Source organism: Kribbella sp. NPDC051620, assembly GCF_044453825.1.
In the GTDB taxonomy this organism is placed as follows: Bacteria; Actinomycetota; Actinomycetes; order Propionibacteriales; family Kribbellaceae; genus Kribbella.
In genome coordinates, this window is the sequence record NZ_JBITDB010000004.1 from 835,231 (window position 1) to 856,674 (window position 21,444).

General features: G+C 68.9%; 20 protein-coding genes and 1 pseudogene. 12 read left to right on the forward strand and 9 right to left on the reverse strand.

The features are described 5' to 3' along the window. Positions 1 to 2: 2 nt before the first annotated feature. Complete coding sequence (locus tag ACIA12_RS23050) at positions 3 to 770, reverse strand: nucleotidyltransferase domain-containing protein (RefSeq protein ID WP_396369091.1); 768 nt, start codon at positions 768 to 770, stop codon at positions 3 to 5. Between the two features lie 78 nt (positions 771 to 848). Beyond that, positions 849 to 1,715, reverse strand: a complete 867-nt coding sequence (locus tag ACIA12_RS23055) for a nucleotidyltransferase domain-containing protein (protein WP_396369092.1) — start codon at positions 1,713 to 1,715, stop codon at positions 849 to 851. A 35-nt stretch (positions 1,716 to 1,750) separates the two neighbouring features. Here ACIA12_RS23055 and rfbA point away from each other — a divergent pair, with 35 nt between their 5' ends. The 5 genes and pseudogenes from rfbA to ACIA12_RS23080 all read left to right on the forward strand — a co-directional run bounded on the left by rfbA (position 1,751) and on the right by ACIA12_RS23080 (position 8,288). After that, positions 1,751 to 2,623: a glucose-1-phosphate thymidylyltransferase RfbA gene (gene rfbA / locus ACIA12_RS23060; RefSeq protein ID WP_363815942.1), complete on the forward strand. Its 873-nt coding sequence runs from the start codon at positions 1,751 to 1,753 to the stop codon at positions 2,621 to 2,623. A 13-nt stretch (positions 2,624 to 2,636) separates the two neighbouring features. Continuing rightward, a pseudogene (locus ACIA12_RS23065) lies at positions 2,637 to 4,679 on the forward strand (DNA polymerase III subunit gamma and tau); the annotation flags it as partial. A 1,873-nt stretch (positions 4,680 to 6,552) separates the two neighbouring features. Beyond that, positions 6,553 to 7,050 carry a YbaB/EbfC family nucleoid-associated protein gene (locus ACIA12_RS23070; RefSeq protein ID WP_396369093.1) on the forward strand — a complete coding sequence of 166 codons (498 nt, stop codon included), beginning with the start codon at positions 6,553 to 6,555 and terminating at the stop codon, positions 7,048 to 7,050. A gap of 1 nt (position 7,051) precedes the next feature. Continuing rightward, positions 7,052 to 7,651 carry a recombination mediator RecR gene (gene recR, locus ACIA12_RS23075; RefSeq protein WP_363815936.1) on the forward strand — a complete coding sequence of 200 codons (600 nt, stop codon included), beginning with the start codon at positions 7,052 to 7,054 and terminating at the stop codon, positions 7,649 to 7,651. Beyond that, a complete protein-coding gene (locus ACIA12_RS23080; RefSeq protein ID WP_328332473.1) occupies positions 7,644 to 8,288 on the forward strand; it encodes a DUF5063 domain-containing protein in 645 nt (214 codons plus the stop codon). Before recR ends, ACIA12_RS23080 begins: the two co-directional genes overlap by 8 nt. A gap of 318 nt (positions 8,289 to 8,606) precedes the next feature. Here ACIA12_RS23080 and ACIA12_RS23085 read toward each other — a convergent pair whose 3' ends face one another. Then, positions 8,607 to 9,566, reverse strand: coding sequence for a hypothetical protein (locus ACIA12_RS23085; RefSeq protein ID WP_396369094.1), 960 nt, complete (start codon positions 9,564 to 9,566; stop codon positions 8,607 to 8,609). Positions 9,567 to 9,608: 42 nt separating this feature from the next. Here ACIA12_RS23085 and ACIA12_RS23090 point away from each other — a divergent pair, with 42 nt between their 5' ends. Further along, positions 9,609 to 9,815 carry a hypothetical protein gene (locus ACIA12_RS23090; RefSeq protein ID WP_396369095.1) on the forward strand — a complete coding sequence of 69 codons (207 nt, stop codon included), beginning with the start codon at positions 9,609 to 9,611 and terminating at the stop codon, positions 9,813 to 9,815. A gap of 32 nt (positions 9,816 to 9,847) precedes the next feature. Here ACIA12_RS23090 and ACIA12_RS23095 read toward each other — a convergent pair whose 3' ends face one another. Further along, complete coding sequence (locus tag ACIA12_RS23095; RefSeq protein WP_396369096.1) at positions 9,848 to 10,537, reverse strand: hypothetical protein; 690 nt, start codon at positions 10,535 to 10,537, stop codon at positions 9,848 to 9,850. Positions 10,538 to 10,758: 221 nt separating this feature from the next. Between ACIA12_RS23095 and ACIA12_RS23100 the strand changes: the two genes are divergently transcribed. Further along, the gene (locus tag ACIA12_RS23100) at positions 10,759 to 11,415 is read left to right on the forward strand and encodes a hypothetical protein (protein WP_396369097.1); all 657 of its coding nucleotides are present in this window, start codon (positions 10,759 to 10,761) and stop codon (positions 11,413 to 11,415) included. Here ACIA12_RS23100 and ACIA12_RS23105 read toward each other — a convergent pair. Continuing rightward, the gene (locus ACIA12_RS23105; RefSeq protein ID WP_396369098.1) at positions 11,400 to 12,839 is read right to left on the reverse strand and encodes an MFS transporter; all 1,440 of its coding nucleotides are present in this window, start codon (positions 12,837 to 12,839) and stop codon (positions 11,400 to 11,402) included. The genes ACIA12_RS23100 and ACIA12_RS23105 overlap by 16 nt on opposite strands. A 90-nt stretch (positions 12,840 to 12,929) precedes the next feature. On the opposite strand from ACIA12_RS23105, the gene ACIA12_RS23110 reads away from it, so the two are divergent. After that, positions 12,930 to 13,541 (forward strand): TetR/AcrR family transcriptional regulator, encoded by a 612-nt coding sequence (locus ACIA12_RS23110; RefSeq protein ID WP_396369099.1) that lies wholly within the window; start codon positions 12,930 to 12,932, stop codon positions 13,539 to 13,541. On the opposite strand, the gene dinB is transcribed toward ACIA12_RS23110, so the two are convergent. Further along, the gene (gene dinB / locus ACIA12_RS23115) at positions 13,516 to 14,715 is read right to left on the reverse strand and encodes a DNA polymerase IV (RefSeq protein ID WP_396369100.1); all 1,200 of its coding nucleotides are present in this window, start codon (positions 14,713 to 14,715) and stop codon (positions 13,516 to 13,518) included. The two genes, ACIA12_RS23110 and dinB, sit on opposite strands and share 26 nt — an antisense overlap. Before the next feature lie 91 nt (positions 14,716 to 14,806). On the opposite strand from dinB, the gene ACIA12_RS23120 reads away from it, so the two are divergent. Continuing rightward, complete coding sequence (locus ACIA12_RS23120) at positions 14,807 to 16,021, forward strand: MFS transporter (RefSeq protein ID WP_396369101.1); 1,215 nt, start codon at positions 14,807 to 14,809, stop codon at positions 16,019 to 16,021. Here the strand turns inward: ACIA12_RS23120 and ACIA12_RS23125 are convergent. Beyond that, a complete protein-coding gene (locus ACIA12_RS23125) occupies positions 16,006 to 16,530 on the reverse strand; it encodes an SRPBCC family protein (RefSeq protein WP_396369102.1) in 525 nt (174 codons plus the stop codon). The genes ACIA12_RS23120 and ACIA12_RS23125 overlap by 16 nt on opposite strands. Continuing rightward, a complete protein-coding gene (locus tag ACIA12_RS23130) occupies positions 16,523 to 16,867 on the reverse strand; it encodes an ArsR/SmtB family transcription factor (protein WP_396369103.1) in 345 nt (114 codons plus the stop codon). The genes ACIA12_RS23125 and ACIA12_RS23130 overlap by 8 nt, the downstream gene beginning before the upstream one ends. Positions 16,868 to 17,122: 255 nt before the next feature. On the opposite strand from ACIA12_RS23130, the gene ACIA12_RS23135 reads away from it, so the two are divergent. Together ACIA12_RS23135 and ACIA12_RS23140 are read left to right on the forward strand one after the other, a co-directional pair. Continuing rightward, positions 17,123 to 18,391: an aspartate kinase gene (locus tag ACIA12_RS23135; RefSeq protein WP_328332491.1), complete on the forward strand. Its 1,269-nt coding sequence runs from the start codon at positions 17,123 to 17,125 to the stop codon at positions 18,389 to 18,391. Beyond that, a complete protein-coding gene (locus ACIA12_RS23140) occupies positions 18,388 to 19,494 on the forward strand; it encodes an aspartate-semialdehyde dehydrogenase (RefSeq protein ID WP_396369104.1) in 1,107 nt (368 codons plus the stop codon). The genes ACIA12_RS23135 and ACIA12_RS23140 overlap by 4 nt, the downstream gene beginning before the upstream one ends. 126 nt (positions 19,495 to 19,620) lie before the next feature. Here ACIA12_RS23140 and ACIA12_RS23145 read toward each other — a convergent pair whose 3' ends face one another. Beyond that, positions 19,621 to 20,613, reverse strand: a complete 993-nt coding sequence (locus ACIA12_RS23145; protein ID WP_343967361.1) for a helix-turn-helix domain-containing protein — start codon at positions 20,611 to 20,613, stop codon at positions 19,621 to 19,623. 362 nt (positions 20,614 to 20,975) lie between these two features. On the opposite strand from ACIA12_RS23145, the gene ACIA12_RS23150 reads away from it, so the two are divergent. Then, positions 20,976 to 21,332, forward strand: a complete 357-nt coding sequence (locus ACIA12_RS23150) for a hypothetical protein (RefSeq protein WP_396369105.1) — start codon at positions 20,976 to 20,978, stop codon at positions 21,330 to 21,332. The last annotated feature ends 112 nt before the right edge of the window (positions 21,333 to 21,444 follow it).

Below are 21,444 nucleotides of genomic sequence, written 5' to 3' on the forward strand. Positions count from 1 at the left end.
CTTCAGGCACCGGTGGCGGCCGCGAGGCGGGTGGTGCAGGCGGTGCGGATGGCATCGATCAACGAGGAGAGATCTTCTGGTTCGCTGCCGTGTTCTGCGAGGAGTTCGTCGACTACCTCCAGGCCGGCATCCGAGAGCAGCCTCTTCTCGTTGGTCACCCACCGGCCCTCGGCTGCCATCACGGCATGAGCCGCCATCATGGCGGCTTGCGCCACCAAGCCGAGACATTGCGTAAGCCGCGCGGATGATGTGCAGCTCTTCTCGGCGTATCCGAGGAGCAGGTCGGCACTGGTCCACCACCTCGTCGCAGCGCGCTCCCGGAGCAGCGGCGGATAGCTAGGACGGGGAAGTTCGCCGTGAAGTACCTGCGCCAAGGCCAGCTCGCCGACGACGAGATAGCTGGGGATGCCGGCCAGGTGGAACATCAGCGGTTCGATCGTGAACTCGCCGGCCTCGGCCGCTGCGATCTCCCGCTCGATCGCGGCGAGATCGCGGTAGTGGACATCCACCCGCCGACCGTCGATCTCCAGCCACGCACCCCCGTTGAAGATCCCGCCACCCCAGGCCCCCAGCTCGAAGACCTGCCCCGACCACCCGACTTCCCGGAGGTGCTGCGGATCGAAGGAGTTCCGGTAGTAGATCCCCAGATCCCAATCGCTGTCGGCCCGATGCGTCCCTTGAGCGCGCGACCCACCAAGCGCGACTGCCATCACGCCGGGCAGCCCAGCGAGCTCGCTGACGACGTGGCCGAGGAACTTTTCGTCATCCACCGTGACGCCTCCTCTGTTTGGGGCGGTCAGTCGACTCACCGGCTGTCCGCGAAACGATAGGCGGGTAGTGCGTCGGCGTCAGCCGAATTCGACGCCGAAGTGGTTGTGCAGATGCGCGAGAGTGGCAGCGACGAAGGGGGCCGGCCAGGGTGTGCCGGTGACGGCGGCCAGAGCCGTTCCCCGGCGGATGAATTCCCTGCACAAGTACTGGTTGGCCGCGATGAGGTCGGCGGGGTCGTGGCCGGCCGGCGGGAGGGCCTCCAGACAACGGCGTTGCTCGAGTGAGAGCAAGGCGTTCAGGCGCTTGGCTCCACTGGTACGGCGTACTCCGCGTTCGGCGAGCATCAGGCTGATGAGCTGGTCGCGGGTCGCGCCGAGGCCCTGGTTGGCGACGATCCGTTCGTCGCGGCCGAGCACCGTGACGAGGTTGCCGAGGAAGTAGAAGAAGAGACTCACGGCGCGCTCGGGCCAGTACGGCGTACCGGCCTGGCCGCTCGCGGACGGCTGATCGCCATCCGGGAAGAGGGTGCCGTCACGATCGAACAGCACCCGGACGCCGTCGTACTGGAATCGATCGAACGTGGCCAGTGAATGGAAGAGGAGGTCGACATGTAGCCAGTCCGGGGTGATCCCCAGGCCGCCGATCAGACCAGGGAGTCCGTCGGCCAGGACGGTGGGCCCAGCGATCGTTGTCAGTGGCTCCGTCCAGTGCTGCTCGAACCAAGGAGCGCTCTCGTCGGTCACGACGCAGTGCACGTCGACGTCGCTGAACTCGTCCGCCTCGCCGGTGCCGTAGCTGCCGATCAGGTAGACGCCGAGGATTCGCTCGTCCTCGGGGAGCAGCGCGCGGGCGCGTTCGATGACGAGCTGTTGCCGGGGATCCGCGATCCCGCGGGCAGCCATGGACGAGTCGTCCGCGGGCCGGCCGGTCGAATCGCCGAGCATGCGCGAAAGCCTAACGCCGTCGGTAGGGTGCGGGAATGCGAGGGATCATCCTGGCCGGTGGGGACGGTACCCGGCTGCATCCGTTGACGATGGGGGTCAGCAAGCAGCTGTTGCCGGTGTACGACAAGCCGATGATCTACTACCCGTTGTCGACGCTGATCCTGGCGAACATCCGTGAGGTGCTGGTGATCACCCGGCCCGGCGACGCCGCGCAGTTCCGGCGGTTGCTGGGCGACGGTTCGCAGTTCGGGATGGAGATCTCGTACGCCGAACAGCCCAGCCCGGACGGTCTCGCCCAGGCGTTCCTGATCGGAGAGTCGTTCATCGGCTCGGACCCGGTCGCGCTGGCCCTCGGCGACAACATCTTCTACGGCCCGGGACTCGGGTTGCACCTGCAGCGGTTCAACGAGGTGGACGGCGGGGTCATCTTCGCGTATCGGGTCGCGGATCCTTCGGCGTACGGGGTGGTCGAGTTCGACGCGGACGGGCGGGCGTTGAGCATCGAGGAGAAGCCGGTACGGCCGAAGAGCAAGTACGCCGTACCGGGGCTGTACTTCTACTCCAGCGACGTGGTCGAGGTCGCCAAGGAGGTCCGGCCGTCGGCACGTGGCGAGCTGGAGATCACTGCCGTCAATGCGAGCTACCTCCAGGACAAGCGGTTGCAGGTGGAGGTGCTGCCCCGCGGTACCGCCTGGCTGGACACGGGGACGTTCGACGCGTTGATGTCGGCCGGCGAGTACGTCCGTGCCGTCGAGACGCGGCAAGGGCAGAAGATCAGCTGCCCGGAGGAGATCGCCTGGCGCCGCGGGTTCATCGACGACGCCGGGCTGCAGCGCTGCGCCGACGCCCTGCCCAAGTCCGGCTACGGGGACTACCTGCTCGGGCTGCTGGAGGAAGGTCTGCACTGAGCTGTGCACCGGCCTGTGCACGGGGGAGAGTGGATTGTCGGTGCTCGGCGCTAGGGTTGCCGTCGTGGAAGCACCCCTTGCGTTGTATCGCCGGTATCGCCCGGAGACCTTCTCCGAGGTGATCGGGCAGGACCATGTCACCGTCCCGCTGCGGAACGCGCTGAGCAACAACCGGGTGAACCACGCCTATCTGTTCTCCGGTCCACGCGGCTGCGGCAAGACCACCAGCGCCCGGATCCTGGCCCGCGCGATCAACTGCGAGAAGGGCCCGATCGCCGAGCCGTGCGGAGTCTGCAAGTCCTGTACCGACCTGGCGCGCGGCGGGCCCGGCAGCATCGACGTGATCGAGATCGACGCGGCGTCTCACGGTGGTGTCGACGACGCGCGCGACCTGCGTGAACGGGCCTTCTTCGCGCCGGTCGAGAGCCGCTACAAGATCTACATCATCGACGAGGCGCACATGGTCACGACGCAGGGCTTCAACGCCCTGCTGAAGCTGGTCGAGGAGCCACCGCCGCACCTCAAGTTCATCTTCGCGACGACCGAACCCGACAAGGTGATCGGGACGATCCGGTCCCGCACGCACCACTACCCCTTCCGGCTGGTACCGCCGAAGGCGCTCGCCGAGTACATGGCGACCCTGTGCGACGCGGAGGGCGTGACGATCGAGCCGGCCGCGTTGCCGCTGGTGGTTCGGGCGGGTGCTGGGTCGGTGCGTGACTCGCTGAGCGTGCTGGATCAGCTGATCGGTGGCGCTGACGCCGACGGCGTGACGTACCGGCTGGCTGTGCAGTTGCTCGGCTTCACGCCGGACTCGTTGCTGGATGCTTGCGTTGACGGGTTCGCGGCGCATGACAGCAGGGCCGTCTTCGAGACGATCGAGAAGGTCATCGAGACCGGGCAGGACCCGAAGCGCTTCGCCGAGGATCTGCTTCGGCGGCTGCGCGACCTGGTGATTCTGTCCGCAGTGCCGAACGCGGTCGCCTCCGGGCTGATCGAGGCGGCCGAGGACCAGGGCGAGCGGCTGCAGACCCAGGCGGCAGGCATCGGTGCGGCTGAGCTGACCCGCGCGGCAGACATCGTCGCCGCCGGCCTGCTGGAGATGCGCGGCGCGACAGCTCCCCGCCTCCAACTCGAACTGATCTGCGCCAAGGTCCTACTCCCCGGCGCCGACGACTCCACCAACGGCATCCAAGCCCGCCTGGACCGCATGGAACGCCGCCTGACCATCACCGGCGGCTCCATCCCAGCCGGTACTCCGACAATCCACGTCGCGCCCACCCACCAACCGCACTCGGCTCCCCACCAGCAGCCGGCTCCGGTCGAAAACCAGGTCCAGGCAGCAGCTCCCCGGACGGCTCCAGCCGGTCAGCCAGCGACTTCGCAGGGTGCTCCAGCGGGTGGCCAATCAGGGACTTCGCAGGCCGCTCCGGTTGGGGGACAGGAAGCGGTATCGCAGGCGGTGGCAGGCCAGGCGGCGGCTGCCGCTTCGCAGCCGACTCAAGTGGCTGGCTCACAGCAGACCGGAGCAGACGGCGCGCCGCAGACTCCCCAGCCGTCGGCGGGCCGGGAGGCTTCGGCCGGTGGGCAACCTGCGGCTCCGGTTCGAGTGGACAACACCGGTTCGCGGTCTGGCGCGTGGGGTGATGAGCCTGCGCCTGGCCTCGCACAGGGTGATCGTTCTGCGCAAGTGGCAACACCTGGCGCGGACGCGCCTGCGGCGAACGCTCCGAGTAGTGCGCCTGCTGCAAGCGCACCCACCCCGGCGGCTCCTGCTCGTGGGGCGGCGGCGGGGACTTCTTCGGGGTCTGTCGGGCTGATTGATGTTCGGCGGTTGTGGCCGGAGATTCTCGAGGCGGTGAAGGCCAAGCGGCGGTTCGCCTGGATCATGCTGAGCCAGAACGCGCAGGTCATCGCGATCGACGAGCAGACGCTGACGCTCGGGCTGGTGAACGCCGGTGCCCGGGAGAGCTTCGCGCGCTCCGGCAGCGACGAGATCCTGCAGCAGGCGATGATCGATACGATTGGCCTCAACCGCCGCATCGAAGCCGTCGTCGACCCCTCCAGCGATCCGGGTGCCACCCCACCCGCAGCCCCACCCCCAAGCTCCCCACCGCCGTCATCCTGGGACTCCCCAGCCCCCGGTAGTTCCGGTACTACGAACGCCCCCGGTGCGGGCCCCGGCGGGAACGCCCCGGGGTCGAGCCCCGGCGGGCACCCCACAGGTACGGGCGCCGGCGGGCACGCGTCGGGTACGGGCCCGGGCGGGCACGCGTCGGGTACAGGCCCCGGCGGGAACGCCCCAGGTACAGGCCCCGGCGGGAACACCGCGGGTACGGGTTCTGGCGGGAACGTTCCGGGCGCGGGTTCTGGCGCGGGTGCCGGGCAACAGGCTCCGGGCGCTGGACCGTCAAACAACCAGCAAGGCTCTGGCTCAGGCGCTCACGGATCGGCAACCACAGGTGCAGGCGCTCTGGGTTCGGGCATCTCGGGGGTAGCAGGAGTAGGCGGTCCGGGTGGCGATGCTGGAGCCACGGCCGGGTACGGGGCGAGCGTGCCCGGTGCCGGTGGTAGTAACGCGCAGGTAGGCGTCGCGGCTGGTGGGGACACCCCAGGGGCTGTGGCCACTGCCTTGCATGAGTCGGAGGCAACTTCGGCCGCCCAGGCTGTCGGCGTACAGGCTGGTGGAGGACCGACGGTCGCCGTGCAGGAAGCGACCGACCAGGGTGGGCTGCAAGCAGACCAGCAGGCCGGAGGGCCTCCGGCGCCGGCTGCGACCCCTGAGCCTGCCGAGGACAGGCGGGAGCAGGCGGCTAGTAAGCGGCGGGCGGCTGAGGCTGCGGTGGCGGCTGAGCAGAGTCGCCGGGCTGCGGCAGTACCAGTTCAAGAGGCGCCACTGACGCCTGAGGAAGAGGCCGAGGCAGTCGGCGAGGACGACATCGTGCTCGAAGAAGACTCCCGCAGCCACACCGACCTGCTAGCCGAAACCCTCGGCGCCCAAATCATCAGCGAAGAAACCAACTAGCCGGAGCGCTCCCCGGCCCCCGGGCCCTCCGCCCTAGAGCTCCAGCGCCTCCGGGCCCCTGGGCCCGCGCTCCCGCCCCGGGCCCGCGCTCCCGCCCCGGGCCCCCGGCTCCCGCCCCCGGGCCCCCGGCTCCCGCCCCCGGGCCCCCGGCTCCCGCCCCCGGCCTCCGGCCCCCGGCTCCCGCCCCCGGCCTCCGGCTCCCGCCCCCGGCCTCCGGCCCCCGGCCCCGGCCTCCGGCCCTCCGGGCCTCGTGCTCCTCGTGCTCCCGCGCCCCCGGGCCCTCCGATCCTCCGAGCCCTCGTGCTCCCGCGCCCCCGGGCCCTCCGATCCTCCGAGCCCTCGCGCCTCCCGCGCCCCCTGCGCCTCCCGGGCCTCCGGCCCCCGGGCCTCCGGGCTCGCGCTCCCGCGCTCCCGCGCTCCTCGCGCTCCCGCGCTCCGGGGGCCGCCGGGGCCGCCAGGCCTTTCGGGCTCCGATTCTCCGAGCCCTCGCGCCTCCCGCGCTCCCTGGCCTCCGGGGCCTCCGGCCCGTCGGCCCCCGGGCCTCCGGGCTCCCGACCCTCTGAGCCCTCTAAGCCCCCGCGCCCCCGGCCCGGTCCTCGGCGGGCCGGGGAGCGCGGTGTGGCTGACTTGGGGTGGGGCGGGGTGTGCGGTGCTTGGTGAGGGAAGGGGTGGGAAGTGAACTCTTTTCGAATTCACAGGTGGGTTGTTGTTCGTCCACAGCGGGTGGGGCAGTGCGCAGGCTCTGGTGGGGTGGTTGTCCACAGGGTGTGGATAAAGGTGTCCACAACTTGTGGAGAAGGCTTGGGAGACTCATCGGTTTCCACCGGGGCGCGGGGTTGTCGGAGTGACCGGCTAGGCTCGGGGAGCAAGTGGAACTGGGAAGCAGTTCGGACGGGAGATCGCGGTGTTCGACGGTGGCGGTTCGCAGGGCGCTGGTGGGTTCGACATGTCCAACCTGCTGGCCCAGGCACAAGCCATGCAGAGCCAGTTGATGGAGGCGCAGGCCAACCTGGAGAGCCAGGAGGTCGAGGGCAGTGCCGGCGGTGGGCTGGTGACCGCGCTCGTTTCCGGTACCGGTGAGCTGCTCAGCCTGACCATCAACCCGCAGGCCGTGGACCCCGACGACACCGAGACGCTGGCCGACCTGGTCGTGGCCGCGGTCCGGGACGCCTCGGAGAATGCCAAGCAGCTTGCGGCCAACGCGATGGGCCCGCTGGCCGGCGGCCTCGGCGGCGGTCTGCCCGATCTCGGTGGCATGTTCGGCGGCGGCGCGGACGACGACGGCGACGGCGACGAGCAATCCGGCCCCGGCGCTCCCGGCGTACAAGGCGGCGCGAACAGGCCGAGTATCGGCTTCGGCAAGCCAGACGCGGCCGGTTCACCCGGTCAGAACCCGGGCTGACGTGTACGAGGGGGTCGTCCAGGACCTCATCGACGAGCTCGGCCGGCTGCCCGGCGTGGGTCCCAAGTCCGCGCAGCGGATCGCTTTCCACCTGCTCTCCACCGATGAGACCGACGTCCGCCGGCTGGCGCACGTGCTGGTCCAGGTGAAGGAGAAGGTCAAGTTCTGCGAGATCTGCGGCAATGTCTCGGAGGAGACGCAGTGCAGGATCTGCCGCGACCCGCGTCGCGACCTCGCGCTGATCTGCGTGGTCGAGGAGGCCAAGGACGTCGTGGCGATCGAGCGGACCCGCGAGTTCCGCGGCCGCTACCACGTCCTCGGCGGCGCGATCTCGCCGATCGAGGGGATCGGGCCGGACGAGCTGCGGATCAGGGAACTGATGCAGCGGCTCGCCGACGGATCGGTGACCGAGATCATTCTGGCCACCGATCCGAACCTCGAGGGTGAGGCGACAGCGACGTACCTGAGCCGGTTGTTGAGGCCCATGGGGTTGCGCGTCACCCGTTTGGCTAGTGGACTTCCAGTAGGCGGTGACCTCGAGTACGCCGACGAGGTCACACTCGGACGGGCGTTTGAAGGGCGACGATCGATCGATGACTGAATCAACCGATATTGCAGAGCGCGCTTTGGCGACGGATTCCGAGGATCTGCTGGAGTTCGCCGAACAGATCGCGGACCAGGTGCAGAGCTTCCTCATCTCGGTGCGCGACATCGCCGCGCAACCCGACGAGGACGGCGTCGACGAGGGACTCGCCTCGCTGCCGTACCTGCTGCTCGAGGTGAGCCAGCTGCTGCTGGCCGGCGGGCGGCTGGGCGCCTTCGAGGACTTCGTCCCGGAGGAGCGGTTCGAGAGCGACGCGGGCCCGGATCCGGACCTGGACGCGATGCGCGACCGGCTGGCGATCCTGTTCGAGGGCCTCGACGAGTACGCCGAGGTCTTCGACCCGTACGCCGCTCCGCCGGAGATCACCGTCAACCGGCTCTCCGACGACCTGACCGCGATCGCGACCGACCTGGTGCACGGACTCGCGCACTACGAGGAGGGCCGGGTCGTCGAGGCGCTGTGGTGGTGGCAGTTCTCCTACGTCTCCACCTGGGGCGCCGCGGCGAGCGCGGTACTGCGCGCCATCCAGTCCCTCATCGCGCACGACCGGCTCGAGCCGGCCCACGACCCGGAGACCGAGGCGACCGACCGCGAGCTCGTCGAGGTCGCCGAAGAGGCCGTCCAGCGCCGCTGATATCCCGTACTGCGAACGCGCGACTCCACGCCCTATCGGGCGAGGAGCCGCGCGTTGTGGGGTGGCGGCTGCGTGCGAACAGGCGAGCGGGCGGGTCGGTGGGCGGGCGTGCCTGCGGGCGAACGGGCGCGTCGGTGGGCGGGGCGAGCGGGCGGGCGCCTGCCGGTGAGCGTGCATGCGGGCGGGTGCCTGCGGGTGAGCGCCTGCGGGTGAGCGTGCGTGCGGGCGGGCCTGCGGGTGAGCGTGCGTGCGGGCGGGCCTGCGGGTGAGCGTGCGGGCGGGCGTGCATGCGAGCGAGCGGCGCGACACCGGGTTGATTTAGCTGTTGGCGGGTGCTGGCCGGGGTGTGCGGTGTTCGCCTGCGACGAGGAGGATCGAGCGGGTTGCGACCCAGCCGATCCACAGGGTGACGATCGCTAGGATGACGATTGTCCACAGGTCGCGCAGTGGTGCGACGGTCGCGACCAGCCAGTGGATGCCGTAGGTGCCGGCGGCCGCGGTGGTGAAGGTCATCGTCCAGAAGGTCAGCGCGAACGGGAGTTTCGCGATGGTCGGGATCAGCGCGAGCTGGACCAGCAGGAACAAAATGAACGTGCCCAGCCACGCATGCTGGAAGCCGTCGGGATGGCCGGTCAGGGCGAAGTACGCGTTGCCACCGACCGCAGGTGGCGCCGCGTAGACAGCGAAGGTCGGCACCAGCGGGTAGGGCATCGCCGGCCGGGTCGCCAGCCGGACCGTGATCACGGCGCCGACCACCAGCCAGAGCAGTACGCCGATCCCGAATGACGCGAAGCCGAGCTCGGGCAGTCCGATCGTCGCCAGTGCCTGGCCGCCGATGAAGGTGATCGCGACCGTCGGCAGCAAGTACGCCGGATGGATCTGATCGAGTTCGAGCCCACCGAGCATCAGCCGGTGCACGAAGTACGCGGCCAGTACTGCGGTCAGCACCGCCATGATCACCACGACCGCCTTGCCAGCGACCGACGCGTACTGGCTCAGTCGCGCCCCGAGCAACAACCCGCTGGCCGGGATCAACGCGACGAAAACGCCCTGCACCGGATGATGAACATCCGCCAGCACCTGACGCCCGCTACGAGCGCCGAGCCCGTACCGGACCAAGCTGATCACCCAAGTGCTCGCGGCGATGATCCACAGCGCGTCGGCGTAAGCCTGGCTGAAGTTCAGAGTGTCCGCCGCGACGGTCCAGGTGCCGGCCAGACCGGACAGACCGAACGCGATCCCGAACAACGGAAACGGAAATGCTTTACCAGCGTCCATGAACTGTGCAGCCGCCGGATTCCGGCGGCTATTCCGGACTGGTTGCTGGGTAGTTCCTACCAGCTCGAAGGCTGGCCCTCTCAGCTTGCCGGGACCGGCTCCAGCGCTGTCCGGCGGTGGTTGGCGGTCACCAAGATGATCGAGCGGACCGCGATCCAGCCGATCAGCAAGGTGACGGCGGCGAGGATGACGACGGTCCAGACGGCGCCCAGCGCGATCCCCGACAGGGTCAGCCAGTGGATGCCGTAGGTGCCGCTGGCGGCCGTGGTGAAGGTGAGGGCTCAGAAGCCCAGTCCGAACGGCAGTTTCGCGTACGTCGGGATCAGCGCCAGCTGAACCAGGATGAGCAACACGAAGGTGCCCAGAAGCGCGTGCTGGAAGAGATCTGTACGACCCGACAGGGCGAACCAGGCGTTGCCGCCGACCGCCGGCGGCGCCGCGAAGATCGCGATCGTCGGAATGAGTGCCGTAGGCAACGAAGGCCGGAAGGCGAGCCGGGCGGTCAGCGCCGCGCCAAGCAGCAACCACATCAGGATGCCGACCGCGAAGGAGGCGATACCCACCGAGTGCAGGCCCACCGTCGCCAGGCTCTGACCGCCGATCAAGCCGGCCGCGACGGTCGGCAGCAGGTAGCCAGGGTGCAGCTTGTCGATGTCCAGGCCGCCGAGCATCAGCTGCCGGACGAAGATCGTCGCGACCGCGATGGCGAGAACGAACATGACCACCACGACCGTCTTGCCGGCCGTCGGCGCGTAGTGACTGAGCCTCGCCCCGAGCAACATCCCGCTGGCCGGGACCAGCGCCGCGAACGGACCGAGCACGGGATGCCCCAGGTCCTCGACGATCTGTCGCACATTCCGGGCGCCAAGCAGGTACCGGGCCACGCTGATCGTCCAGACGATCGCGGCAAGGATCCAGAACGCGTTGGCAACGGCGGCATCGGTCCCAGCTTCTCGCCGGCCGCGGTCCAAGTGCCGGCCAAGCCGGACAGGCCGAACGCGATCCCGAACAGGTTCAACGGAAAAGTCCTACCGGCCGACATAGCCAGTTCAGCCCTCTCAAGCCAATGAGAACGAGCGTTCTCACTGGATGGAGCACGCAGACCACGGCAGATATTCCGGTGGGAGCGAGTTGTCCACAGGTTGCCGGGGACCGGCTCGCGGCCGGAGACGCGAACCGGTTGAATGTCCGGGTGTCTGTTTATGAGCTGCTCGGCCGGCTGCCCGATGTCGACAAGGTCCGCCGGACCAGTCGCGCCCTCGCGATGCTCGACGCTGTGCTGAGCCCCGAGCCGGAGTACCGGATCTACTCGTTCGACGCACAGTGGTCGCCGACCGAGGAGGCGGCGCTGATGAAGAGCGGCACCGGCGACAGCTACTCGATCGTCTTCTCGCCCGCCGGGGTCATCGCGCAAGGGTTCGACCACGAGTCGCCCCTGTCACCCTGGGGCCGCCGGACCAGCGAGACCTGGCCCGGCCTGTTCATCGGCGTGCCCGACGAGCTCGCGCCGGCTCTGGACGAGCCCGCCTTCACCAATGACCAGGGCGATCGTGAGGTGACTGTCTGTTTCTGGCGCACTCCCGCCGACGAGCGCTGGTTGTGCGGCCCGGTCGAGGGAGCGGACAAGGACGGCGCCGACTGGCTGTTCGACCTGGTCGCCAACGGCCGGCCCGAGGCCTACCTGACCTTTGCCGAGTCGTACTACGAAGTCGCGCTGGAACTCGACGCGGTCGCGCACGTCTACGCGCAGATGCCGCTGACCGAGGAGGTCGTCACCGCGCTCAACCCCGAGGTGATGCTCAAGGACCTCAAGGACGACATCACCGAGATCGGCTACCCCCGACCCTGAGGCTGCCCCGGGCCCGCGACGAGGAAGACCAAAAGCGCCGCCACGCCAAGGAAGCCGGCGGCTCCAAGGCTTGCGACGGTGAAGCCGTGGACGGTCGCCAATGGACCGGATTCGGGATGCGTCGCGAGGTAGTCCGCTGCCGCCGTACCGGCGATCGTGCTGAGCAGCGCGGTGCCGAGGGAGGCGCCGATCTGCTGTGAGGTCATCACCATGGCGCCGGCGACGGCGGTGTCCTGGCCTGCATCGAGGGTCGCGGTGCTGTTGGCCGTCACCAGGACGAAGCCAGTGCCGAGGCCGACCAGCAGGAAGACCGGAAGGGCCTGCAGGAAGTAGTTGCTGTCGACCTGTAGCAGGCCCAGCAGAACCAGTCCGACGGCGACGGTCAGGATGCCCGGGGCCAGCAGCCACCGCAGCGCAGTACGGGCGATCAGTGGGCTCACCACGCGAACACCGATCATCAGCCCCGCAGTCAGCGGAAGGAAGCCGAGCCCGGCCTTGATCGGCGAGTACCCGAGGACGTTCTGCAGGTAGAAGGTCAGGAAGAACAGAGCCGCGAACATCCCGGCAGCGAGGCCGAGCACCGCCAGGTAGCACGCGGCCCGCCGACGGTTGAGCACTACCCGCAACGGCAGCAACGGCGCAGCGACCCGACTTTGTGTCCAAGTGAAGGCGACCAATGCGATCACGCCGAATGCCAGCAATCCGATCGTCGTCGGCGTGCCCCAGCCGTCGGACTCGGCCCGCGCGAACCCGGCGACCAACGCCATCAACCCAGACGTCGCAAGCAGCACGCCCACCAGATCGACCCGTACGCCGGATGCGCGCGGGCCAGGCCGTACCGCGTACAGAACGCCGGCCGCCGCAGCAACCGCGATCGGCAGGTTCACGTACATGCACCAGCGCCAGTCGAGGTAGTCCGTGAGGACTCCGCCGAGCACCACGCCGAGTCCGGACGAGCTGCCCATTGCCGTGCCATAGATCCCGAAGGCCTTGCCTCGTTCGGCCGGCATCGGAAAGGCGATGGCCAGCGTCGCGAGCACCGACGGCGTGAGCAATGCCGCGAAAACCCCTTGTAGCGCACGCGATCCGAGCAACATCGCGGGATCGATCGCCGCGCCGCCGAGGGCTGACGCGAAGGCGAAACCCGCCAGCCCGATCAGCAGGCTGCGGCGGCGGCCGAGCAGGTTCGACAGCCGGCCGCCCAGGAGCAGCAGGCTGCCGTAGGCGAGCGCGAAGGCGGTGATCACCCATTGCCGTTGAGGTCCGGACAGGGTGAGGTCGAGCTGCACGGACGGCAGCGCGATGTTCATCACCGTCAGGTCGAGGCCGATCATCAGCTGCGCTGTCGTCACCGCGGCGAGGGCCCACCAACGGCGTGCGTCGGTGGTCGTACCGGCCGCGGGCCGGGCGGGGTGGACGGTCATCGGGCGGGCCGGAGGCTCATGGTTCTCCTTATGTGAACAGCTGTAGTGCTACGACTGTAGCGTGACATCCGTAGCACTACAATCGACTTCGTGAAGACGACGACGCCGCGCGGCCGCAATCCGCGGGGGCAGGGTGAGCGGCTGCGCCGGCAGATCGTCGACGCCACCATCCGGATGCTCGACGAACTGGGCGACGACGAGCCGCTGTCGATGCGGGCGGTCGCGCGCGAGATCGGCGTCGCGGCGACGTCGGTGTACCTGCATTTCGCTGACCGTGACGAGCTCGTGTACACGGCGCTGAAGCAGGCGCATCACGACCTGGTCGAGTCCGTTCTGCAGGTCCGAGGCTCCGATCCAGTGGCCGAATTGCGGGCCCGTGTCCGGGTGCTCGGTCGGTGGTCCGGCGAGCATCGCGGTCTCTACAAGGTGCTGAACGAGAGCACTTTGAACCAGCGAGCGGACATGTCGTTCAAGCTCGTCGTTCGCGAGCAGACGATCGAGCTCGTCCAGCGGTGTATGGACGCCGGCCTCGTTCCGCGCGATGACGCCGCGGCCGTCGCCTTCGATCTGCGCTCGGCCGTGCACGGCACCGTGTCGATGCGGCTCAATGAGCCGGATCTCCCCTGGCCGCCGCTCGAGGAGCAGCTCGATCGCTTCCTGGTGAAGCTCGTCGGGGTCAGTCCGGAAGCATTGGCACGCTGAGGCCCTGGTCGCGGCCGAGTTGGTTGCCGCGGGTGACCGCGTTGCTGCCGAACCGGTCGCGGACGCCGTCGAGGGCCGAGTCGAGCTCGTCGTTGGCCGCCTTGTCGAAGGGCAGCGCCAGTTGCAGATCGGCCTCGCTCTCCAGGTTGCCGACCGAGATCCCCACCATCGTGATGCCCTGCTTCTCGATCATCGGCCGGGCCGTTGCCATCAGCGAGCGGGCCGTGATCAGGATCGCCCGCGTCTGATCCGTTGCCTGAGGCAACGTATGTGAACGGGTCGCCCGGGTGAAGTCGTCGAACCGCAAGCGCAGGGTGACCGTCCGCCCGGTCCGCCCGGCCGACCGCATCCGGCGGGTGACCCGATCGACCAGCCCGGCCAGTACCGCGTCCAGCGTCTCGGCCGACTTGGGCGACCGCCCGAGCGCGCGCTGCGACCCGATCGACCGCCGGCGCCGGCCGACCTCGATCGGCCGCGGATCCCGGTTGTGCGCGAGCGCGTGGAGGTGCCGTCCCGACGCGCGCCCGAGCATCGCGACCAGCGCCGCCTCGGGCAGGATCGCGACGTCGCCGACCTTGGTCAGCCCGCGGTTGCGCAGCTTCTCCGCGGTCACCTCGCCGACACCCCAGAGCCGCTCGACGGCGAGCGGATGCAGGAACTCCAGCTCCCGGTCGGGCGGTACCAGCAACAACCCGTCCGGCTTCGCGACGCCGCTGGCCACCTTCGCCAGGAACTTCGTCCGCGCGATCCCCACGGTGATCGGCAACCCGACCTCGGCCAGTACTTCGGCACGCAACCGGCGGGCGATCTCCAGCGGCGTACCGGCGATCTTGCGCAGCCCGCCGACGTCAAGGAACGCCTCGTCGATCGACAGCCCCTCGACCAGCGGGGTGGTGTTCTCGAAGACCGCGAAGACAGCCTTCGACGCCTCGGAGTACGCCGACATCCGCGGCTGCACCACGATCGCCTGGGGGCAACGCCGGTACGCCTGGCCGCCGTTCATCGCGGTCCGGACCCCGTAGGCCTTCGCCTCGTAGCTGCAAGCCAGCACGACACCCGCGCCGACGATCACCGGCCGGCCGCGCAGGCGTGGGTCGTCCCGCTGCTCGACCGACGCGTAGAAAGCGTCCAGGTCGGCATGCAGGATGGTCGCTTCGCCGTCGGGCACGAACATATGTTCGCATACTCTCTAGTGGCGCGGACAGCCTCCGAATAGGGAGAAATCCCGAGGCGCACTGCCGGTGTGACAGGAAAGAATGCGGGTTATGGACCTGACGGCATATCGCGCGCTCTGGCGGACGCCGGGCGTCTTCGCCCTGCTGACCTCGGCGACGCTGGCCAGGCTCCCGGTGATCGCTTCCCTCGTGCCGCTCTCGTTCCTGGCGAAAGATGCGGCGGGCAACTTCGGCTGGGCCGGGGTCGTCGCCGGCGCGTACTCCGTGGGCATGGCCGTCGGTGGCCCGATCTGGACGCGGGTGGCAGACCGTCGCGGCGGCCGGGGGATCGTCATCAGCGTGGGGGTGGCCTGGGGCGTGGTGATGGCTGTCCTCGGCCTGATGCCCTCCGACTGGTACCGGCTGATGCCGGTGCTCTCCGGTCTCGCCGGTGCGTTCGTGGCGCCGGTGACGGCGATCATGCGAGCCGCTTGGCCTCGTATCGTCCAGGGTTCACGGCTGCGGGCGGTCTATGCGCTGGACGCGACCGCGGCGGAGGTGCTGTTCGCGATCGGCCCGATGGCGGGTGCGCTGGTGGTCAGCTTCGCCAGCCCGCGGGCCGGCGTACTGGGTGCTGCTGTGGCGGCCGCGATCACGATCTGGTGGTTCGGGCTGCTCCAGACTCCTGGGGTTCCGCATGACGAGTCGAAGGGTGCGCGGCTGACGGCTCCGCAATTGCTCTGGCACCGGCACCGGTTGCCGATGATCGTCTCTTTCGCCTTCTGTGTAACGGCTTTCGCCTCCGTCTCGCTCGGCATCGTCGCCTTCGCCGACGCCCACGGCAATCGGCTGATCGCTGGTGTGCTGGAGACGGTCTGGGCGGTCGGCAGCCTCGCGGGCGGCGTACTGGTCGGTGCTCTGCCCGCCCGGCGGCCGTCGTACGTTTGGCGTCGGGCGGTGCTCGTCTCGGCGGGCATGCTGCTCTGTGTCTTCGCTACCTGGTCGCCTGTATCGCTGGGGATCGCGTTGTTCCTGTCGGGGCTCGCACTGGCACCTACTGTCGGCGCCCTGTACGAGCGGCTCGGTGCGATGACGCCGGACTCGGTCAAGACCGAGGTGTTCGGCTGGATGGGCAGTGCAGGCATGGCGGGCGGAGCTGTCGGCTCCGCGGTCGCAGGGCTGGTCGTCGAGACATTCGGCGTCCGCTACGTCTGGGTGATGGCCGCCGTGCTCACCCTTGCTGCGGCGGTATCACTCCTACACGTCCCGCCACACGAGCCCACCGAGGCGCCGGCAGAAGCCGAGCTGCTTCAAGAGGCTGTGTAGACCAGCGCCGACCAGATCGGCTCGAGGTGCCGCAGAGCCTCATCCCACGACACCGCTGCCGGATCACGCCCGGCCAGGAGCTCGTGCAGCCGGTTGAGAAAGTCCTCCCAACCCAGCCCTTTCCCAGCGGCAGCCTGCTCGTCGCTCAGGAGCGAATGCTCCAAGGTGAGCATCGTGGTCTCGCCCTGCCCTGAGAGGGTGAGCTCGATCCGCGAGTCCGGCTCGCCCGGGGTCGACCAGGTGGCCTGCAGGCGGCGGGGTTCCTCGCAGGCTTCGATCCGCAGTACGACGGTCTCGTCCGCCGTCATTCGCAGCCGCACCTCGCCGCCGATCACCCGATCTCCGGCGAGCCTGCCGATCCAGCGGGTGAGTCGCTCCGGCTCGGTGCAGGCCGACCACAGTTCTGTCGGCGTTGCGGCGTACGGGCGTTGCAGGCGGACGGTACGACGCTCGCCGGAGCGCGTGACGGTTCGCTCGGTCGGGCCGAAGAGTGCGGTTGGGTCAGGCATTGTCGGGGTCCTTGCGGGAGGCGCGGCGGCCGCGGCGGAGTTCGGTGTCGAGGGCGTCGAGGTGGTTGGTCCAGAAGGCGCGGTAGCGGTCGAGCCAGGTGTCGATCTCCTGGAGGGGGAGCGGGTTGACCGCGTAGAGGCGGCGGGTGCCGTCGGCGGTGACGGTGGCGAAGCCGTTGTCGCGCAATACCCGGAGGTGCTGGGAGACGGCCGGCTGGCTGATGCCGAACTCGTCGCCGATCGCGGCGGCGATCCGGCCGGCCGGCAGCTCCCCGTCGGCGAGCAGCTCCAGGATCCGGCGCCGGACCGGATCGCCGAGAATGTCGAAGGCGTGCATGGAGCGACTATTTCAGTGATGACTTATATAAGCAACTGGTCCGAAGAGACGGAAGGTCTGCGGTCCGCCGCCCGGGGAGCTGTGGTTCCTCCGGGCCGGTCGGCGCGCCGCAGGACGGCCGGACCAGTCGGTGGTCGGCCCGTAGGCAACGAACAGATCACGGCTAGAATGAGCCGAACGACTACGCCCGGTGCAGCGCCGCACGGCGTACCGCAACCAGCACAGGATCGCTGGGGAAACAACTGAGGAGACTCTGTGGGACGCGTCGTGCACAAGTACGGCGGTTCTTCGGTCGCTGACGCCGATTGCATCAAGCGCGTGGCCCAACGGATCGTCGCGACGAAGAAGGCCGGGAACGACGTCGTGGTGGTGATCTCCGCGATGGGCGACACCACCGACGAACTGATGGACCTGGCCAAACAGGTCTCACCGCTGCCGCCACCGCGCGAGCTGGACATGCTGCTCACCTCGGGTGAGCGGATCTCCGCCGCGCTGCTGGCGATGGCGATCGCGAACCTGGGCTACGAGGCCCGGTCGTTCACCGGCTCGCAGGCCGGCGTGATCACCACCTCGCGGCACGGCAACGCCCGGATCATCGACATCACGCCGGGCCGGATCGAGGAGGCCCTCGGCGAGGGCCACGTCGCGATCGTGGCCGGCTTCCAGGGCGTCGCGCAGGACACCAAGGACATCACCACGATGGGCCGGGGCGCCTCCGACACCACCGCGGTCGCGCTGGCCGCCGCGCTGGAGGCCGACTACTGCGAGATCTACACCGACGTGGACGGCATCTTCACCGCGGACCCGCGGATCGTGCCGGCCGCGAAGCAGATCCCGAAGATCTCCTACGAGGAGATGCTCGAGATGGCCGCCTGCGGCGCCAAGGTGCTGCACCTGCGCTGCGTCGAGTACGCGCGGCGCTACAACGTCCCCGTCCACGTGCGCTCCTCCTTCTCCCAGAAGGAAGGCACCTGGGTTGTCGATGCGAAGGAACTGACAGACATGGAACAGGCGATCATCTCCGGCGTGGTCCAGGACCGCAACGAGGCCAAGATCACCGTCGTCGGGGTGCCGGACAAGCCGGGCGAGGCGGCCCGGATCTTCGAGACCGTGGCCGGCGCCGAGACCAACATCGACATGATCGTGCAGAACGTGTCGGCGGTCGCCACCAACCGGACCGACATCTCCTTCACGCTGCCGCGCGTCGACGGCGCCCGGGCGATGTCCGCGCTGGCCCGGCTGAAGGACGAGGTCGGCTACGAGCAGCTGCTGTACGACGACCAGATCGGCAAGATCTCCGTGGTCGGCGTCGGGATGCGCTCGCACCCCGGTGTCTCGGCGAAGTTCTTCTCCGCGCTGGCCGAGGTCGGCGTGAACATCGAGATGATCTCGACATCCGAAATCCGGATCTCGGTGGTCGTCGACGAGAACCTGGTGGACGTGGCCGTCACAGCGGCGCACACTGCATTCGACCTGGACGACGAGCACACCCAAGCTGTCGTGTACGGAGGAACTGGACGGTGACCCCTGTGAGCGCTGCTTCTCTCGATCAGACCGAAGACCGGACCGGGCTTCCCTCGCTGGCGGTGGTCGGCGCGACCGGCGCCGTCGGCACGGTGATGCTCACCCTGCTCTCCACCCGGGAGAACGTCTGGGGCGAAATCCGGCTGATCGCTTCCGAGCGCTCTGCGGGCAAACGGCTGAAGGTCCGCGGCGAGGAGGTCGAGGTCGTCGCGATCAGCGCGGACGCTTTCGACGGTATCGACGTGGCGATGTTCGACGTACCGGACGAGGTGTCGGCGCACTGGGCGCCGATCGCCGCGTCCAAGGGCGCCGTCGTGGTGGACAACTCGGGCGCGTTCCGGATGGACCCGGACGTACCGCTGGTGGTGCCCGAGGTCAACGCCGAGGCGGCCCGCAACCGGCCGAAGGGGATCATCTCGAACCCCAACTGCACGACGCTGTCGATGATCGTCGCGATGGGCGCGCTGCACCACCGGTACGAGCTCGAGCAGCTGATCGTGGCGTCGTACCAGGCCGCGTCCGGAGCCGGTCAGGAAGGCATCGACGCCCTCTACGACCAGCTGATGAAGGTGGCCGGCAACCGCGAGCTCGGTACCACGCCGGGCGACGTGCGCCGGGTGATCGGCAACGCGCTCGGCCCGTTCCCGGCGCCGCTGGCGATGAACGTGGTGCCGTGGGCCGGCTCGCTCAAGGACGACGGCTGGTCGTCGGAGGAGCTGAAGGTCCGCAACGAGTCGCGCAAGATCCTCAACCTGCCGGACCTGAAGGTCTCCGCGACCTGCGTCCGGGTGCCGGTCATCACGACCCACTCGCTCTCGGTGCACGCGCGCTTCAGCCAGGTGGTCGACGTCGACGAGGCCCGCGACGTACTCCGCGACGCCCCGGGCGTGCTCGTCTTCGACAACCCGGCCGAGGGGGAGTTCCCGACCCCGGCTGACGTGGTCGGCACCGACCCGACCTGGGTCGGCCGGATCCGTCGTTCGCTCGACGACCCGCAGGCGCTCGAACTCTTCGTCTGCGGCGACAACCTGCGCAAGGGCGCTGCCCTCAACACGGCTCAGATCGCCGAGGTAGTCGCCAAGGAGTTCACCGCGGCCCGCTAGTCGTGACGAGCCCACATCATGTGGGCTCGGACAGGCAACGGTGGGCTTGAACAAGATATGCCCTGTTCAAGCCCACCGTTTCTTGTTCAAGCCCACATGATGTGGGCTTGCCACCTTGCGTTTCGTCTACAGCCAGTTCTCGCGGGCGGCGTGCAGGGCCAGTTGGAAGCGGGTGCTGGCGCCGGTGCGGTTCATCAGGCGTTCGAGGTACCGGAAGAAGGTCCGGCGGCTGATGCCCAGTGTGCGCGCGATCGTGTCGTCGGCCGCCCCTGTCGCCAGCAGGGCCAGCAGGCGGCGCTCGATCGGCTCCAGCCGGTCGTCCTCGGTGCCGACGGACGCGTGCAGGGGCAACGCGTTGCGCCAGCAGAGCTCGAACATGCCGATCAGCGCGGTCAGCAGACTGCTCGGCCGCATGATCAGCAGGGACCGGTTCACATCGGTGTCGCGCACCGACATCGACACGTACGCGATCGAGCCGTCGATGATCGTCAGCTTGGCCGGTACGTCGGGCAGCACCCGCGCCTGCTCACCGGCCTCCACGCAGGGCAGGATGTTCTCGGTCAGGTACCCGGGCACCTCGACGGACTCCGGCGAGTAGACCACCCGGTACGTGACGCCGCGATTGAGCTGCTCGATCTCCATCTGGTTCGGCCCCGCGCCGAGGAAGTACGGCGGGGAGTCGATCGCGAGGATCTCGCGTTGCGCGCTGCCCTTGATCTGGTTGATCCGCTCGACGATCGCCGTGCCGCTGACCACCTCGATCAGGTGCGTGGTGGCCTCGTTGTGCACGGTCCGGCGGAACTCGTCGTACGCGTTCAGGACCTCGATCCTGGCCTGCTTGAGCTCCGACTCCCGGCGCAGCGTCAACGCCTCCAGGCCGGCGTCAGGAGGTACCGGGAGGAACCTGGAGTGGTCCGACCCCGACCGGCGCGCCAGACCTGCCTGGACCAGCCCGCCGAGCGTCGCGTCGATCCCCACCGCCTGGCCCGGTACCGCCTCGTCCAGCTCGGTGATCGACGCCGGCCCGGCCCGCAGCAGATGCTGGTAGACGCGGATCTCGTCGTCGTTCAGGCCGAGCACCCGTAAATGGTCGGCACGCTCCGTGTCGGTAGAGCTCATGACTCCCCCTTCCCTCCCGAGCGCGCTCACCGTGGGCTACCGCCGCACCAGGGTAGAACGAACGGCGAAATCCGAGCGGCACTGTCCGTACTGCGGCGACTGCACCGAGCGATAATTGTTGTCCTGTCAGCATTCTTGTGCCGTGTCACCATCTGGCCACCATTTCTGCGCAGTTGTGAGCGAGAATTGAGGTCCAGCAGCCCGGCGACGGACCACCTGAGCGCCGCCGGGCTGCTGTTCCAATTCTGGCCCCAGTTCGCTTTCCCGTCAGCGAACGCCGTTTCGGTTGGGTCTCGATCCCGGCGTATCGGTGCCCTCGCACTTCCGTGCCATCACCCGCTGTGCCGGAGGGTGTACAAACTGTGCAACTCCATCGTGAGGCCGATGAGGAGGAGACCACCGTGTCGCAGCAACTGCGTCAGGTACTGCCCAGGCATCATCGCCGGGCCTTCGGCCATGGTGCGATGACCGCCGCCCTGGTCATCGTGCCGGTGCACTCGGCTCGTGCCCGGACCACCTCCGCCCCTGGAGACGGTGTGCCGGGCCCCCGGGTCTCCGGTGGGATCCATGCAGTACCCGACGAGCTTCCGTGGATGGTGAGGCTGTCCACGGCAGCCGGTTCCTGGGTGGATCCCACCGGTAACACCGTGACGTCCACCACCCGGCGGCCCTTGCTCGCCTCGGTTCCGGCGTACCGGTCGGTCAGTCACCTCTTCTGAACGAGGGCCTTCCCGGCGGCGGCCGGCACCTCTGAACGAGGCCAATTCTGTTGCGTCGATTACGTTTGCGAGCGTGACCGGGGTACGTTGATTGGCTTGGTGCGAGGTGTCA

Bases quoted from the DNA above. Each gene is read 5' to 3' on its own strand.
- ACIA12_RS23055 (WP_396369092.1), bottom strand. From the start codon at position 1,715: ATGCTCGGCGATTCGACCGGCCGGCCCGCGGACGACTCGTCCATGGCT.
- rfbA (WP_363815942.1), top strand. From the start codon at position 1,751: ATGCGAGGGATCATCCTGGCCGGTGGGGACGGTACCCGGCTGCATCCG.
- ACIA12_RS23080 (WP_328332473.1), top strand. From the start codon at position 7,644: ATGACTGAATCAACCGATATTGCAGAGCGCGCTTTGGCGACGGATTCC.
- ACIA12_RS23085 (WP_396369094.1), bottom strand. From the start codon at position 9,566: ATGGACGCTGGTAAAGCATTTCCGTTTCCGTTGTTCGGGATCGCGTTC.
- ACIA12_RS23105 (WP_396369098.1), bottom strand. From the start codon at position 12,839: ATGACCGTCCACCCCGCCCGGCCCGCGGCCGGTACGACCACCGACGCA.
- dinB (WP_396369100.1), bottom strand. From the start codon at position 14,715: ATGTTCGTGCCCGACGGCGAAGCGACCATCCTGCATGCCGACCTGGAC.
- ACIA12_RS23120 (WP_396369101.1), top strand. From the start codon at position 14,807: ATGGACCTGACGGCATATCGCGCGCTCTGGCGGACGCCGGGCGTCTTC.
- ACIA12_RS23125 (WP_396369102.1), bottom strand. From the start codon at position 16,530: ATGCCTGACCCAACCGCACTCTTCGGCCCGACCGAGCGAACCGTCACG.
- ACIA12_RS23130 (WP_396369103.1), bottom strand. From the start codon at position 16,867: ATGCACGCCTTCGACATTCTCGGCGATCCGGTCCGGCGCCGGATCCTG.
- ACIA12_RS23145 (WP_343967361.1), bottom strand. From the start codon at position 20,613: ATGAGCTCTACCGACACGGAGCGTGCCGACCATTTACGGGTGCTCGGC.